16 protein-coding genes and 1 pseudogene are annotated in these 14930 nt (G+C 70.1%); 7 read left to right on the forward strand and 10 right to left on the reverse strand.

Translation table 11 applies throughout. From position 1 onward, the window contains the following. Positions 1-34 precede the first annotated feature (34 nt). A complete protein-coding gene (locus QQM39_RS44455; RefSeq protein ID WP_302003243.1) occupies positions 35-475 on the reverse strand; it encodes an SPW repeat protein in 441 nt (146 codons plus the stop codon). A gap of 255 nt (positions 476-730) precedes the next feature. Here QQM39_RS44455 and QQM39_RS44460 point away from each other — a divergent pair, with 255 nt between their 5' ends. Next, the gene (locus tag QQM39_RS44460; protein ID WP_302003244.1) at positions 731-1087 is read left to right on the forward strand and encodes a YciI family protein; all 357 of its coding nucleotides are present in this window, start codon (positions 731-733) and stop codon (positions 1085-1087) included. Continuing rightward, positions 1087-2463: an RNA polymerase sigma factor gene (locus tag QQM39_RS44465; protein WP_302003245.1), complete on the forward strand. Its 1377-nt coding sequence runs from the start codon at positions 1087-1089 to the stop codon at positions 2461-2463. The genes QQM39_RS44460 and QQM39_RS44465 overlap by 1 nt, the downstream gene beginning before the upstream one ends. On the opposite strand, the gene urtE is transcribed toward QQM39_RS44465, so the two are convergent. The 6 genes from urtE to QQM39_RS44495 form a co-directional block, all read right to left on the reverse strand. Then, positions 2453-3145, reverse strand: a complete 693-nt coding sequence (gene urtE, locus QQM39_RS44470; protein WP_302003246.1) for an urea ABC transporter ATP-binding subunit UrtE — start codon at positions 3143-3145, stop codon at positions 2453-2455. The two genes, QQM39_RS44465 and urtE, sit on opposite strands and share 11 nt — an antisense overlap. Continuing rightward, positions 3145-3909, reverse strand: coding sequence for an urea ABC transporter ATP-binding protein UrtD (urtD, locus tag QQM39_RS44475; RefSeq protein ID WP_302003247.1), 765 nt, complete (start codon positions 3907-3909; stop codon positions 3145-3147). Before urtD ends, urtE begins: the two co-directional genes overlap by 1 nt. After that, positions 3906-4994: an urea ABC transporter permease subunit UrtC gene (gene urtC / locus QQM39_RS44480; RefSeq protein ID WP_302003248.1), complete on the reverse strand. Its 1089-nt coding sequence runs from the start codon at positions 4992-4994 to the stop codon at positions 3906-3908. The genes urtD and urtC overlap by 4 nt, the downstream gene beginning before the upstream one ends. Continuing rightward, positions 4991-5887 carry an urea ABC transporter permease subunit UrtB gene (gene urtB / locus QQM39_RS44485; protein ID WP_302003249.1) on the reverse strand — a complete coding sequence of 299 codons (897 nt, stop codon included), beginning with the start codon at positions 5885-5887 and terminating at the stop codon, positions 4991-4993. The genes urtC and urtB overlap by 4 nt, the downstream gene beginning before the upstream one ends. A 69-nt stretch (positions 5888-5956) precedes the next feature. After that, positions 5957-7213: an urea ABC transporter substrate-binding protein gene (gene urtA / locus QQM39_RS44490; protein WP_302003250.1), complete on the reverse strand. Its 1257-nt coding sequence runs from the start codon at positions 7211-7213 to the stop codon at positions 5957-5959. A 271-nt stretch (positions 7214-7484) separates the two neighbouring features. Beyond that, positions 7485-8597 (reverse strand): substrate-binding domain-containing protein, encoded by a 1113-nt coding sequence (locus QQM39_RS44495; protein WP_302003251.1) that lies wholly within the window; start codon positions 8595-8597, stop codon positions 7485-7487. Between the two features lie 170 nt (positions 8598-8767). Here QQM39_RS44495 and QQM39_RS44500 point away from each other — a divergent pair, with 170 nt between their 5' ends. From QQM39_RS44500 to QQM39_RS44510, 3 genes are all read left to right on the forward strand, one after another. Further along, complete coding sequence (locus QQM39_RS44500; RefSeq protein WP_302003252.1) at positions 8768-9214, forward strand: MarR family winged helix-turn-helix transcriptional regulator; 447 nt, start codon at positions 8768-8770, stop codon at positions 9212-9214. Between the two features lie 212 nt (positions 9215-9426). Further along, positions 9427-10137, forward strand: coding sequence for a chitinase (locus QQM39_RS44505; RefSeq protein ID WP_302003253.1), 711 nt, complete (start codon positions 9427-9429; stop codon positions 10135-10137). Between the two features lie 59 nt (positions 10138-10196). Further along, on the forward strand, positions 10197-11102 hold the full coding sequence (locus QQM39_RS44510) for an aldo/keto reductase (RefSeq protein WP_302003254.1): 906 nt from the start codon (positions 10197-10199) through the stop codon (positions 11100-11102). A gap of 30 nt (positions 11103-11132) precedes the next feature. Here QQM39_RS44510 and sph read toward each other — a convergent pair whose 3' ends face one another. Then, on the reverse strand, positions 11133-12119 hold the full coding sequence (gene sph, locus QQM39_RS44515) for a sphingomyelin phosphodiesterase (RefSeq protein WP_302003255.1): 987 nt from the start codon (positions 12117-12119) through the stop codon (positions 11133-11135). A 111-nt stretch (positions 12120-12230) separates the two neighbouring features. Beyond that, positions 12231-12689: a pyridoxamine 5'-phosphate oxidase family protein gene (locus QQM39_RS44520; RefSeq protein ID WP_302003256.1), complete on the reverse strand. Its 459-nt coding sequence runs from the start codon at positions 12687-12689 to the stop codon at positions 12231-12233. A gap of 174 nt (positions 12690-12863) precedes the next feature. Here QQM39_RS44520 and QQM39_RS44525 point away from each other — a divergent pair, with 174 nt between their 5' ends. Further along, positions 12864-13250: a VOC family protein gene (locus QQM39_RS44525; RefSeq protein WP_302003257.1), complete on the forward strand. Its 387-nt coding sequence runs from the start codon at positions 12864-12866 to the stop codon at positions 13248-13250. 66 nt (positions 13251-13316) lie between these two features. Further along, positions 13317-14388, forward strand: a pseudogene (locus tag QQM39_RS44530) (adenosine deaminase). A gap of 13 nt (positions 14389-14401) precedes the next feature. On the opposite strand, the gene QQM39_RS44535 reads toward QQM39_RS44530, so the two are convergent. After that, positions 14402-14911, reverse strand: coding sequence for a DUF664 domain-containing protein (locus tag QQM39_RS44535; RefSeq protein WP_302003258.1), 510 nt, complete (start codon positions 14909-14911; stop codon positions 14402-14404). Positions 14912-14930: the final 19 nt, after the last annotated feature.

Below are 14930 nucleotides of genomic sequence, written 5' to 3' on the forward strand. Positions count from 1 at the left end.
GACCGGCCGGCATGGCTTCCTCTCCGGTGAGCCCTTACGGCCTGGTGGTGCTCTTGGCCGCCGTACCGGCGCAGATCAGCCCCAGTATCACGGCCAGCGCGCCGATGATGATGTTGTTGACGACGACCCCTGCGTCCGGGCTGTCGCCGACGATCCACGGCGCGATGATCATCCAGACGCCCATCGCGCTGCAGGCCCAGCTGAGGCCGTACATACGCTCCGGGGCCCGGGTGAACCCGAGGGCCAGCAGGCCGATCGCGATGCCCACGATCAGGTTGTGGGCCACGAGCGGAGGCTGGCTGGTCGTGTAGTGGAGTATCCAGGGGGACACCGCACAGTACAGACCGAGCAGGAACACTGGTCCGTCCACGAGCGCCACGTCACGACCTCCGAGCACGCGGTCGTAGCGTTCCCGCATTTCGGATGCGTCGGGGTGGGCGGTTATGTCGCCTCTGGTGGGCTGCACGTTGGCCATGACTCGTCTCCTTTGACTTGCAGGCCTGACCGCGTCTGGTGCGGTATGCGGTTAGCGCCGCCTAGTTCATATTCTGCGCTTATTTCTTCTTTATGTGTAGAGCTCGTCGGGTTCATGACGATGTGGGCGCGGTCGCCGTCCGTAAAACTCTCCCGTGCCCGTGCCGGCCTGCGGGGTGTCGATCCGAGGGCGGGCCGTTCGTGTAGGAGGTGAGAGAGCGCCACAGAGGGATGCTCCGAGGTCAAGGAGGCCGCCATGAAGTACTACCTGCTCAGCGTGATGCAGCCCGTGGGTGACGAGCTGCCCCCGCCGGAGGTGCTCGCCGAGATCGGAAAGGACCTCGATGTCTTCCACCAGGAGCTGAGGCAGGCCGGTGCCTGGGTCTTCGCCGGGGGGCTGCACGGACCGGAGTCGTCCACCGTGCTGCGGCCCCGGGGCGGCGACGTCCTGATCACCGACGGACCGTACGCCGAGGGCAAGGAGATGCTCGGCGGGATCTGCCTGATCAAGGCGCCCGACCTGGATGCGGCCCTGGGGTGGGGGCGCAAGGCGGCGCCGGCGACCACGCTGCCCATCGAGGTGCGGCCGTTCATGGGCGAGGCCGAGGACTGATGACGGCCCCGGACATCGAGGACGTCTTCCGTGCCGAGTACGGCCGGGCGGTCGCCGTCCTCGTCCGCTTCCTCGGCGACATCGACCTCGCCGAGGAAGCGGTCCAGGACGCCTTCACCACGGCCGTGCGGCGCCGGCCGGAGACCGGTGTGCCGCCGAGCCCGGCCGGGTGGATCATCACGACCGCCCGAAACCGGGCGATCGACCGGCTGCGCCGCGAGGCCAAGCGGCACGAACGGCACGCCGAGGCCGCCCTGCTGCACGCCCCCGACGCACCGCCCGAGGAGGGCCCCGTGCGCGACGAACGGCTCCGGCTCATCTTCACCTGCTGCCACCCCGCCCTCGCCACCCAGGCCCAGGTCGCCCTCACCCTGCGTCTCCTCGGGGGACTCACCGCCGCCGGCATCGCCCGCGCCTTTCTGGTCCCCGAGGCGACCATGGCCGTGGGGGTACCGCCCATGCCCGTTCAGGGCTATGGGGGAGCCTGGTGGGCCAAGGCGAAGATCCGCGACGCGCGCATCCCGTATCGCGTGCCCCGTGACGCCGACCTCCCGGACCGGCTGAACGGCGTCCTCGCGGTCGTCTACCTGATCTTCAACGAGGGGTACGGCGGCTCGCCCGAGCTGTGCGCGGAAGCCGTACGCCTGGGCCGGCTGCTGTCCGAGCTGATGCCGGACGAGCCCGAGGTCACCGGCCTGCTGGCGCTGATGCTTCTCGTCGGGTCCCGTCGGCCCGCCCGGGAGGACGCCGACGGGGCGCTCGTGCCGCTGCCCGAGCAGCACCGGGAGCGCTGGGACCGCGACCTCGTCGCGGAGGGACAGGCCCTCGTACGGCGGTGCCTGCGCCGGAACCAGCCGGGGCCGTACCAGATCCAGGCCGCCATCCAGGCCGTGCACAGCGACGCGCCCACCGTCGAGCCCACGGACTGGGGGCAGGTTCTCCAGCTGTACGACCAGCTGATGGCACTCGCCCCCAGTCCCGTCGTCGCCCTGAACCGGGCGGTGGCCGTGGCCGAGGTCGAGGGCGCGCGAATGGCCCTCGACCTCGTGGACGTCCTCGACCTGGACGGCTACCACGTCTTCCACGCGGTCCGCGCCGACCTGCTGCGCCGCCTTCGCCGGGACGCGGAGGCGGTTCGGGCGTACGACGCCGCGCTCGCCCTCACCGGGAGCCGTCCGCGACGCCGCCTCCGCGCGCGACGCGGCGGCCCGACGCTGCACCGAGCTCGACCGGCTGTCCACGTGCGCGACCACCGCCGTACGCCAACTCGCCCCGCTGCGCGGGGAGTACGACCGCGTGGCCCGCCTCGCCTCTCTCGCCGCGGGGCGGCAGAGCGTGCCTGGCTCGAACGCCGGTGCCGCGACCTCACACGCTGAGCGCCTCCCGCACCGCCACCTCGGCCTCCGCGCCGCCCTCACCGGAGGACGTGACCCGCCCGGCCTCCAGGACGTAGTACCGCTGCGCCGCCCGCATCGCGAACCCGACGTGCTGCTCGACCAGCAGCACGGACAGCCCGCCCCGCGCGGCCAGCGCGAGGATCGTCTCCTCGATCTCGGCGACCACCGACGGCTGGATGCCCTCGGTCGGCTCGTCGAGGAGCAGCAGCCGAGGCTCCGTCACCAGGGCGCGGGCGATGGCGAGTTGCTGCCGCTGGCCGCCGGAGAGCAGACCCGCGCGGCGGTTGGACAGTGCCCGCAGCGCCGGGAACAGGTCCAGCGCCTCGGCGACCGCCTCCTTGCCGCGCCTGCGCCCGTCCGCGACGAGCTGAAGGTTCTCGGCGGTGGTCAGGTGCGGGAAGGACTGCTGGCCCTGCGGGACGTACGCCATCCCACGCGCGACCCGTTCGTGCGGCTTGCGGCGGGTGATGTCCTCGCCGTCCAGACGGATCGTGCCACTGGTCGGCGTGAGCAGTCCCACGGCCGCCCGCAGCAGCGTGCTCTTGCCCGCGCCGTTGTGCCCCAGCACGGCCGCCACGCCGTCCTTGGGCACCTCGACGGTGACGCCGTGCAGGACGGAGCTGCGGTGGTAGCCGACGCGTACGTCGTCGATCTGGAGCATCACGCCTCCTGTACGGCCACGTCGGCGGTGGCCTCGGCGGCCGCGTGCCCGAGGTACACCTCCTGCACCTTCGGGTCCGCCTGCACCTCGGCGACGGTGCCCTCGCTGAGCACCTTGCCGGCGTGCAGCACGCTGACGCTGCGGGCGAAGGACCGCATGAAGTCCATGTCGTGCTCGATGACGACCACGGTCCGCTCCTCGCTGATGCGTTGCAGCAGCTCGCCGGTCGCCTGACGCTCGTCGTGGCTCATCCCGGCCACCGGCTCGTCGAGCAGCAGCAGCCGCACGTCCTGCACGAGCAGCATGCCGATCTCCAGCCACTGCTTCTGACCGTGCGCGAGCGTCCCGGCGGGGGAGTCGGCGAGCTCGGTGAGCCCGACCGTCTCCAACGCCCTCGCGACCGGCTCGGGGACGTCCTTGCGTCGCCGCAGCATGGTCCACATGCTCCGCCCCGCCCCCGCCGCGATGTCCAGGTTCTGAAGGACGGTCAACTCCTCGAAGACAGTGGCGGTCTGGAACGTCCGCCCGATGCCCGACCGAGCGATCCTGTGCACGCTCCGCCCGAGCAGCTCCTCACCGCCGAACCGCACCGAGCCCTCCGCCCGCACCAGTCCGGTCACGGCGTCGACGAGGGTCGTCTTGCCCGCGCCGTTGGGGCCGATGAGGAAGCGCAGATCGCCCGGGTGGACATCGAGGTCCACTCCGTCGACCGCGGTGAACCCGTCGAAGGACACGCGCAGTCGGCGTATCTCCAGCCCGCTCATGCTGCCTCTCCTACGGGGATGACGGCCGCCTTCTTCTCCGCCGCGGCCCTGCGGCGCCGTACGATGCCCGCCAGCGAGGCGAGACCGCCGGGCAGGAAGGCGAGTGCCACGATGAACAGCAGTCCCTGGAAGTAGGTCCAGGCTCCCGGGAACTCCTCCGACAGCGCGGTCTTCGCCCAGGCCACCGCGACCGCGCCGAGCACCGCGCCGACCAGGCTGGCCCGGCCGCCCACCGCCGCGCCGATGACGAACTCGATCGACGGCACGATGCCGATCAGCGCCGGCGAGATGATGCCGACCGCCGGCACGAACAGCGCGCCCGCGAGGCCCGCCATGCCGGCCGCCACCACGTACGCGACGAGCTTGACGTTCGCCGGGTCGTAGCCGAGGAAACGCACCCGCTCCTCGGAGTCCCGTACGGCGACGAGGAGTTCGCCGTAGCGGCTGTGGATCAGCTGGCGGGCGAGGGCGATGAGCAGCAGCAGGGCGGCGGCGATGATGAAGTACACCATCCGCTGGTTGACCGGGTCGTCGAGGTCGTAGCCGAAGAAGCCCTGGATGTCGGTGAGCCCGTTGGTGCCGCCGGTCGTGGCCTGCTGGCCGATCAGCCAGATGGCGAAGGCCGCCGCAAGGGCCTGGCTGAGGATCGCGAAGTACGCGCCCTTGACCCGGCGCCGGAAGATGAAGGAGCCGAGCAGCGCGGCCACGGCCATCGGGAGGAGCACGGTCGCCGCGAGGGCGAACAGCGGATTGGCGAACGGCTGCCACCACCAGGGGAGTTCGGTGGCGGTGCCGTACAGCTGCATGAAGTCGGGCAGGTTGCCGGGCCCCGCGTCGGCGATCTTCAGGTGCATCGCCATGGCGTAGCCGCCGAGCCCGAAGAACACGCCCTGACCGAGCGTCAGCAGACCGCCGCGGCCCCAGGCCAGACAGACACCGACCGCGACCATCGCGATGCACAGGTACTTGGCGAGCAGCCCGAGGCGGAAGTCGGACAGCAGCAGCGGGGCGAGGGCGAACAGCAGGACGGCCGACCCGGCGAAACCGGCCGCGGTCCGGGCCGAGGGCCCCTTGAGCAGGTTCATACGAGACTCCTCGTACGCAGCGTGTACAGCCCCTGGGGCCGCCACTGGAGGAACGCGACGATGCCGACGAGCACCAGCACCTTGGCGACGCTGACCGTGGTGGAGTACTCCAGCACCGACTGGAGCACGCCCAGCACGAAGGCGACGATGACCGTGCCCTTGAGCTGTCCGATGCCGCCGACCACGATCACCAGGAAGGCGTCGATGATGACGTTGGTGCCCATCGTCGGCCCGATCGGACCGACCAGGGTCAGGGCCACCCCGGCCACGCCCGCGAGCCCCGACCCGATGAAGAAGGCCGTACGGTCCACGGTCGACGTCGAGATGCCGGACACCTCCGCGAGGTCGCGGTTCTGCACCACGGCCCGGATCCGGCGGCCCAGCGGCGTCAGCCGCAGAGTGAGGGAGAGGACGACGACCGCCGCGACCGCCAACCCGAGAATGAACAGGCGGCTGTTGGCGACGGTGAGCGGGTCGTCGCCGCCGATGAGGGTGATGTTCCCGGTGAGGATGTCAGGCGCGCGGGTCTGCACGTTCGGCGCGCCGAAAACGTCCCGGGCGAGTTGCTGGAGCATCAGGGAGACGCCCCAGGTGACGAGCAGTGTGTCAAGTGGCCGTAGATACAGACGTCGTATCAGCAGCCATTCGAGAAGTGCGCCCAGGGCACCCGAGACGAGAAATGCGACGGGAAGAGCGACCAGAAGTGAAATTCCGGCGCCGGCAATGGACTTCTGCAGGACATACGTCGTGTAGGCGCCGGCCATGATGAACTCGCCGTGGGCCATGTTGATGACGTTCATCTGGCCGAAGGTGAGCGAGAGACCGAGCGCGATGAGCAGCAGAACGGCACCGATGCTGATGCCGGTGAAGGTCTGACCGAGGATCACGGTCATACGGCGGCTCCGGGGAGGCGGGGGAGCGGGGCCCGGCGGGGGTGCCGGGCCCCACGAGGCAGCGAGCGGTCAGGACAGGCCGGAGGCCCAGGAGTAGCCCTTGAGGAAGGGGTCCGGCTTGATGGGCTTGCCGGAGTCCCACACCTGCTCGATCAGACCGTCGGAGCCGACCTTGCCGATCCGGGCCGTCTTGTAGATGTGCTGCGAGGCACCGTCGATCGTGACCTTGCCCTCGGGTGCGTCGAAGGTGATGCCGTCCGAGGCGGCCTTCACCTTCTCCGGGTCGAAGGACTTCGCCTTCTCGACCATCGCCTTCCACAGGTAGACCGAGACGTACGCGGCCTCCATCGGGTCACTGGTCGGCTTGTCCTGGCCGTACTTGGCCTTGTACGCCTTCACGAACTTCTCGTTCGCGGCGCCCGGCGTGGTCTGGTAGTAGTTCCAGGCCGTCAGCTGCCCGTCCAGGTACTGCGTGCCGATCGACTTGACCTCCTCCTCGGCGATCGACACCGAGACGACCGGCATGCTCTTCGCGGTCAGGCCCGCCGACTTGTACTCCTTGAAGAAGGCCACGTTCGAGTCGCCGTTGAGGGTGTTGAAGACCGCGTCCGCCTTGGACGCCTTCACCTTGTTGGCGATGGTGCTGAATTCCGTGGACCCCAGCGGCGCGTAGTCCTCGCCGAGGATCGTCATGCCGTTGGCCTTGGCGTACGCCCGGATCTCCTTGTTGGCGGTACGCGGGAAGACGTAGTCGCTGCCGACCAGGTAGAGCTTCTTCAGCCCCTGGCTCTTGAGGTAGTCGAGGGCCGGGACGATCTGCTGGTTGGTGGTCGCGCCCGTGTAGAAGATGTACGGCGACTCCTCCAGGCCCTCGTACTGAACGGGGTAGAAGAGCAGCGACTTGTTCTTCTCGAACACCGGCTTGACCGCCTTGCGGCTGGCGGAGGTCCAGCAGCCGAAGGTGGCCGCGACGCCGTCCTCCTTGATGAGCTTGGTCGCCTTCTCGGCGAACGTCGGCCAGTCGGAGGCGCCGTCCTCGCTGATCGGCTTGATCTTCTTGCCGAGCACGCCGCCGGAGGCGTTGATCTCGTCGATGGCGAGGGTCAGCGAGTTGCGTACGGTGACCTCGCTGATCGCCATCGTGCCGGACAGCGAGTTGAGCAGGCCGACCTTGACCGTGTCACCGCTGACGTCGATCTTGGCGGCCTTGTCGGACGAGCCGGCCGCGTCGGTCTTCGCGCCGCACGCCGAGAGCGCGACGACGGCGGCGAGCGCCGCGGTGCCGGCCAGGAACCGGCGCCGGTGGATGTGGGGAAGGCTGGACAATTGAACCTCCTTGTCCCCATGACGAGGACACCTGAAAGGAAGGAAGGAATCAGCAGCCCTTCAGGGTCCCTGAAGTGCGGTCCACAGCCTCAAGTCACCCTGTTTCCAAGGCGTTTCGAGTTACTTTCCCGGTTGTATCTTCCGGCTCGCCGCAGGCAACGAATCGGGAAACAAAAAAGCCCCGGGACGAATTCCGCACCGGAATTCACACTTCGCCCGAGGCATTCTAGATACTTCCTGTGGGAAGTATCTGGGTGTGGTGAGGCGCATGTCAAGAGTGGGCGCCGTCGAGGGCGAGCTGGGTGAGCACGTCGAAGTCCACGCCGTTCGCCTGCGCGAGGTAGATGCGCTGCTTGACATGGCTGTCCCTGAGCCGCAGCAAGCCGCGCGGTCCTTCGTACGACACCGACTCGGCGCTCGCGCCGATCGCCGTCACGTCCAGCGTCCCGGCCCGGGCGATGAGCGCGGCGAGCAACAGCACGCCCTCGTAACACGATTCGCCGAGACTCCCGGGTGCCGGCGCCTCGATGCCGTACCGCCCGGCGTACCGGCCGTGGAAGTCGAGGGTGTCCTGGTTGGCGAGCGAGGCGAAGAACCCGGCGGTGCTGTAGAGACCGGCGGTCGCCGTGGGGCCGCTGGCCATCAGCATGTTCTCGTCCATGAGCGTGCTCAGCCGCAGGCACCGCTGGTCGAGGCCGGCCGCGGCGAACGCCCGGTTGAAGCGGACGGCGTCGTTGCCCACCAGGAGCATCAGCACGGCGTCGGCCTCGGACCGCTCGATCCGGCGCAGCACCCCGTCGAAGTCATGGGCGCCGAGCGGCAGATACGCCTGCCCGCAGATGCCGCCCCCCGACTCGTGCGCATACGCGCGCGCGGCCCGCGCGGTGTGGCGTGGCCACACATAGTCGTTGCCGACGACGAACCACCGGCGCACCTTGCGCTCGGCCGCCAACAGGCGCATCGCGGGCCGCAGTTGGTCGTCCGGGGTCTCGCTGGTCAGGAAGACGCCCGTGGTGTGCTCCCCGCCCTCGTACAGCGCCGTGTACACATACGGCACCCGGTGCGCGATGCGCGGGGCCAGTGTCTGGCGCACCGAGGAGATGTGCCAGCCGGTGACGCCCTGCACGACTCCCAGATCCACCAGCGCCTCGATGCGGTCGGCGATCTCATGGGGCTCGGCGCCGCCGTCCACCGGCAACAGCCGCAGCTCCTTGCCGAGCACACCGCCCGCCTGGTTGACCTCCTCGGCGGCGAGCTGGGCGCACAGCTCGCAGGTCGGGCCGAAGATGCCGGCGGCGCCCTGCATGGGGAACACGAGAGCGACGCTGAGCACGGAGGCGTCGACGGTGAACCAGTCGAGCGGATGGGGGTCGAGCTGGAACATGCGGTCATGATTCCGGGTCCGAACGGTGAACTCCAGTCCGTCGCGTGGGCCGGTCGGTGTGGAAGTGGCGGGCTTCCACGACGGGTTGTGGAGACCTGGACGACGTGGCCGACCCATGGGGTGAAGCGTCACTTGTACGATTGACGGCACCCCGGGACCCAGGGAGCAGGATGCCTACCCCACCTCCGCGCCGGCCGCAGGATCTGATGCAGTTGCTGACGCGCGCCGAACGCCTGGCCGCGCGCCGGTTGCAGGGCGTGCTCGACGAGGACGGCTGCTCGCTCGACGCATGGCGGGTGCTCTCCCTGCTCTCCGACGGCGCGGGCCACCACATGTCGGCGGTGGCCGAAGCGGCCTTCCTGCCGCCGGCCACCCTCACCAAGCTGGTCGACCAGCTCGTCGACCAGAACCTCGTCTACCGCCGCGTCGACCCGCTGGACCGGCGCCGCATCCTCGCCCACCTCACCCCGCGCGGCGAGACCTACTGGCGGCGGCTCAGCCACGAGGTCCGCGCAGGCCGGCCGGTGCTGAGCGAGGGTGACGAGGAGCTGCTGCGGGGCCTGCTCGGGCGGCTGGTCGACACGCTGGAGCAAGCGGCAGTGGAGAGCCCGACCTGACCCCGCCACTCATCAACTCCCTCGCACAGCTACCCGAGTTGATTGGTCCGGACCATTGACTGGTGCAGACCAAAGCGGTTGAGTGTGTCTCCACACCCCCCACCACGGCCGCCCCCACGCCGTGGCCGACCTGGTTCGGCGCGTGCGCACAAGGCTCTGCTTCGCCCTGCCCTTGTCCGGGTGCGGCCGTGCTCCGCAAAGGAGTTGATCCTGTGTCGAGGCGCCGCATAGCCGCACTGCTGTCCTCACTCGTCCTGGGAAGCGCCGCGCTGCTGCTCCAGCCGGCCCCGAGCGCGTCCGCCGCCGGCTTCGTCGTCAGCGAGTCGCAGTTCAACCAGATGTTCCCGAACCGGAATTCCTTCTACACGTACAGCGGCCTCACCGCCGCCCTCAGCGCCTACCCCGGCTTCGCCAACACCGGCAGCGACACGGTCAAGAAGCAGGAGGCGGCCGCCTTCCTCGCCAACGTCAACCACGAGACGGGCGGCCTGGTCCACATCGTCGAGCAGAACCAGGCCAACTATCCCCACTACTGCGACTGGAGCCGGCCGTACGGCTGCCCCGCCGGCCAGGCCGCCTACTACGGACGCGGCCCCATCCAGCTCAGCTGGAACTTCAACTACAAGGCCGCGGGGGACGCCCTCGGCATCGACCTGCTGGGCAACCCCTGGCGGGTGCAGAACGAGGCGGCCGTCGCCTGGAAGACCGGTTTGTGGTACTGGAACACCCAGAGCGGCCCCGGCACCATGACCCCCCACAACGCCATGGTCAACCAGGCCGGCTTCGGCCAGACGATCCGCAGCATCAACGGCTCCCTGGAATGCGACGGCAAGAACCCGGCGCAGGTGCAGAGCCGCGTCAGCGCCTACCAGCGGTTCACGCAGATCCTCGGGGTCTCTCCGGGCGGCAACCTGTACTGCTGACGCCCCCGGTGCCCGAGACGTGCCCGAGACGTGCCCGAGGCGTGTGCGAGACTCCGCCGATGACCTCCGAAACGATCACTGCGGATGCCGCGGGCACCTGGAAACTCGGCGACCTGTCCGTGAGCCGCGTCGGCTTCGGCGCGATGCGGCTGACGGGCAGTGCCGCCTTCCATCACGGGGTGCCGAGCGACCGGGGCCGCTCGATCGCCGTACTGCGCAAGGCGGTCGAGCTCGGCGTCACCCACATCGACACGGCCGCCTTCTACTTCTCCGCCCTCCGCTCGGCCAACGAACTGATCAACACCGCGCTGGCGCCGTACCCCGACGCCCTGGTCATCGCCGCGAAGGTCGGCCCCTACCGCGACTACCACGGCGAGTGGGGAACCTCGGCCCGCCCCGACCAACTGCGCGGCCACGTCGAGGAGAACCTGCGCCAGCTCGGCCGCGACCACCTGGACGTCGTATACCTGCGCCGCATGGGGCAGGACTCCATCGCCGAGCACTTCGGCGCGCTGTCCGAGCTGCGCGACGCGGGCCTCGTACGGCACCTCGGCATCTCCGCCGTGGAGCCACGGCACCTCGCCGAGGCCCGGGCCGTCGCGCCCGTGGTGTGCGTGCAGAACCGGTACGCGCTCGACCGGCCCGACCCCGAGGCCGACGAACTCCTGCGCCTGTGCGGCGAGCAGGGCATCGCCTTCGTGCCGTTCTACGCCGTGGCCGGCGACACCGGGGAGCGGGGCGCGACCGCCGCCCACGACGACGAGGTGCTCGCCGTGGCGCGGGCGCACGGCGCGAGCCCCGCCCAGGTGCGCATCGCCTGGACCCTGCACCAGGGCCCGCACGTCCTCGCCATCCCCGGCACCGGCAACCCCGAACACCTGGTCGAGAACGTGGCCGCGGGCGCGCTCCGCCTCACCGACGACGAGCTGGCCCGGCTCAACTCGGCGCGGCAGCAGACCGGTTGAGCAGGAGCCATTGGGATACTGCTCGTCCGCTCAGCCCGCGTACCCGGTCACCGGATAGTGGTCCGAGAGGTTCGTGTACGTGTAGTCCGTACCCCAGCTCGTCACCGTCCAGGGCGCGCTCTGCTCCTCGACGACCTCGTTCTGCCAGACCGTGGGACGGGCGTGACCCGCGCGGTGAAGGACGTAGTCCAGGTCCTCGCGCGGGTCGTCGGAGTAGCGGTCGCGGGCGATGGAGTTGTCCCGCGTGTCGAAGGAGTACGGGTGCCCGGTGCGCGCGTCGGCCCCGACCAGAGCGCCGTCGGCGAGCATGGAGGCGTACTCGGCGGTGCGCGAGTCGACGTTCAAGTCCCCGGCGACCAGGACCTGTTCGCCCGAGGGGATGTTCTTGGCGGCCAGGAACGCGTCGATCGCCTTGAACTGCCGGCTGCGCATCACGGCGGCCTCACCGGCGGCACAGCCCGGGTCGGTCGACTGCGCGTGCGTGCCGACGACGTGCACCTTGGCACCGTTCACGTCCAACACCGCATAAGCGAAGCCCTTGTTGGACCACCAGTCCGCCCCGCACGCGTCCTTGAACACATACTGCTCCTTGCGCAGCACCGGCCACTTGCTGAGGATCGCGACCCCGCCGTCCTCGGGCGTCGTCGCCGAGTACGCCCCACCCGTCGCATCCCAGCCGTCCTTGCTCCGCCCCACCACCGGCGTCTGGTACGGATACCCGTCCGCCACCGCGGACTTCAGTGCGTCGGACGACGAGTTGTCGAAGGCCTCCTGCACCACCACGACGTCGTTCCCGCGGAAGAAGGACGCCTTCGCGATCTCCGCCGCCCGGTGGTCCTGGCCCCAGTTCGGGTAAAGGGTCCGGCTGAAGAGGAAGACGTTGTACGACAGCACCCGCAGCGCAGGGGTCTGGTCTGCGGCCGTCGCGGCGGGAGCGGTGCCCGCGAGCCCGGTGGTGGCGAGCGTGAGGGCGAGCAGGGCTGCGCCCGGGGTGCGGCGCGGTGCGTAGAGTGTCACTGGATCTCCCTGAGGGTGAGGGGCTGAGTGGCGCCGCACATCAAACCACCGGCGATTACTCCCAGGTAACTCCCGTGCGGGAAAAGAATGTCGGGCAGCGGTACGTCCGGCTCAGACCACCCACACCCCGTCCCGCATGAGATACCGTCCGCGCATCTCGTGCTCCCCGTTCCGCGCCTGCACCAGGCGCGGACGCACCCGGAAGTAGACGTACGCGGCCTCGTCCGCCCGGGGATCCCAGCCCGTCTTCGCGAGGAACGCCTCGGCCGCCGCGGCCGGCACCTCGTCGGCGGCGTGCAGCTCCGCGTCGCCGTCGACGAGGACGACGTCCAAGGTGTCCCCGAGCGCCAGCCGGGCCCGCCCGCCGTCGCGCAGGTTGCGGCCGGTCGGGGTGGCCGGCCGGGTCGCGAGCCACAGGGACTCGCCGTGCCACACGAACCAGAGCGGCACCAGGCACGGCAGCCCGTCGGGGCCGGCCGTGGCCACCCAGATGTCCATCTCCCTCTCCAGGCGGGCCAGGAGATCGCGCTTGCGCTGCTCGGGGGCACGGGGCGGCTTGGTGATCTTCATGGCCGGGACGGTACCGGGGGAGGGGGCGATGCGGATCGGGCCCGGGGCCCGCGTCGGTTCGGGCCTCAGTCCTAGGTCTCCGGGCCGGACCGAGGGCCCGTCCCGCGGGCGACTGGCGTCCGCGACGTTTTACGTATAACCTCTCCCGTCAATCGCACCTCCCGGAAGGCCCCGATGAGACGCATCGCCCTGGTCACCCTCGTCGTCGACGACTACGACGAGGCGATCCGCCACTACACCGAGGCCCTCGGCTTCCGGCTCGTCGAGGACACCCCGCGCCCGGACGGCTCCCGCTGGGTCGTCGTCCGGCCCGGCGGCGAGGGCACCTGTCTGCTGCTGGCCCGGGCCACGGGAGACCGGCAGCGCGCCCGGGTCGGTGACCAGACCGGCGGGCGCGTCGGGTTCTTCCTGTACACCGACGACTTCGCCCGCGACCACGCCCGCATGCTCGCCGCGGGCGTGACCTTCCTGGAGGAGCCCCGGCACGAGCCGTACGGCTCCGTCGCCGTCTTCCAGGATCTGTACGGCAACCGCTGGGACCTGCTCCAGCCCGCCGACTGAACCGTCCCCCGCTCCTCCGCCCGCCGCTCCGAACCACCCCGCTCAAGGCTCAAGGAAAGACCCGCCATGACTGCTACGCGCGTAGACGCCGAAGTGATCCGCCGCCTCCCCAAGGCCGTCCTGCACGACCACCTCGACGGCGGTCTGCGCCCCGCCACCGTGGTGGAGCTCGCGGAGACGGTCGGCCACACCCTGCCCACCACCGACCCGGACGCACTCGCCGCCTGGTACTACGAGGCCGCGAACTCCGGCGACCTGGTCCGCTACATCGCCACCTTCGAGCACACCCTCGCCGTCATGCAGACCCGCGAGGGCCTGCTGCGCACCGCCGAGGAGTACGTCCTCGACCTGGCCGCCGACGGTGTCGTGTACGGCGAGGTGCGTTACGCCCCCGAGCTGAACACCAACGGCGGGCTGACCCTCGCCGAGGTCGTCGAGACCGTCCAGGAGGGCCTCGCCGCCGGTATGGCGAAGGCCGCGGCCGCGGGTACGCCGGTGCGGGTCGGCACGCTGCTGTGCGGGATGCGGATGTTCGACCGCGTGCGCGAGGCCGCCGACCTCGCCGTGGCCTTCCGCGACGCGGGCGTGGTGGGCTTCGACATCGCCGGTGCCGAGGACGGCTTCCCGCCCGCCGACCACCTCGACGCCTTCGAGCACCTGCGCCGCGAGAGCGTCCCGTTCACCATCCACGCCGGCGAGGCGCACGGCCTGCCCAGCATCCACCAGGCCCTCCAGGTGTGCGGTGCCCAGCGCATCGGTCACGGCGTGCGCATCACCGACGACATAGTCGACGGCAAGCTCGGCCCCCTGGCCGGCTGGGTGCGCGACCGCCGTATCGCACTGGAGATGTGCCCGACCTCCAACCTCCAGACCGGCGCCGCCACCTCCATCGCCGAGCACCCGATCACCGCGCTGAAGGACCTTCGGCTTCCGCGTCACCCTCAACACGGACAACCGTCTGGTGTCCGGTACGACGATGACGCGCGAGATGTCCCTGCTGGTCGGGCAGGCCGGCTGGACCGTCGAGGACCTGCGCACGGTGACGGTGAACGCCCTGAAGAGCGCGTTCATCCCGTTCGACGAGCGCAAGGCCCTCATCGAGGACGTCGTCCTGCCGGGGTACGCGGCCGCGCTGTGAAGCGGCTCGCGGGCTATGAGCTCTTCAGCAGCCCGCGGACATAGGCGGCCTGTCCGACGTGCTGCAGATCGTCGGACAGAACGCTGACCAACCGTACGCCCAGAGTGACCGGCGGGTCCCAGCGCTCGTCCACGATGCGCTCCAGATCCTTGGCGGCCACCTCCCGCAGGGCCCCGAGGGTCTGGGCGTGCACGGCGTCGTAGTAGCGGGTCAGCAGGTCACCGGAGTCGACCCGCACCTTGGCGACCTTCGCGGCGGTGTGGCCGTAGCCGGTGTCATGGCGTGGCAGGTCGAGGCCGAAGGTCTTCTGGAAGTCCTGGGTCAGCCAGACCTGGTCGAGGTCGAAGGCGTCGGCGATGTGGTCGTCCTGGACCCGGCTGAGATGCCAGATGAGCCAGGTGATGGAGTTGGCGTCGGCGGAGGGGCGGGCGTGCAGGTCGTCGGGGCCGAGGCCCTCGACGGCGGCGTGGACTTCTTCCTGGATGCGGTTGTATCCGTCGATGAGGATGTCCTTGGCATGCATGGCTCCACCATCGCGCACC

Source organism: Streptomyces sp. DT2A-34 (genome assembly GCF_030499515.1).
Taxonomy (GTDB): domain Bacteria; phylum Actinomycetota; class Actinomycetes; order Streptomycetales; family Streptomycetaceae; genus Streptomyces.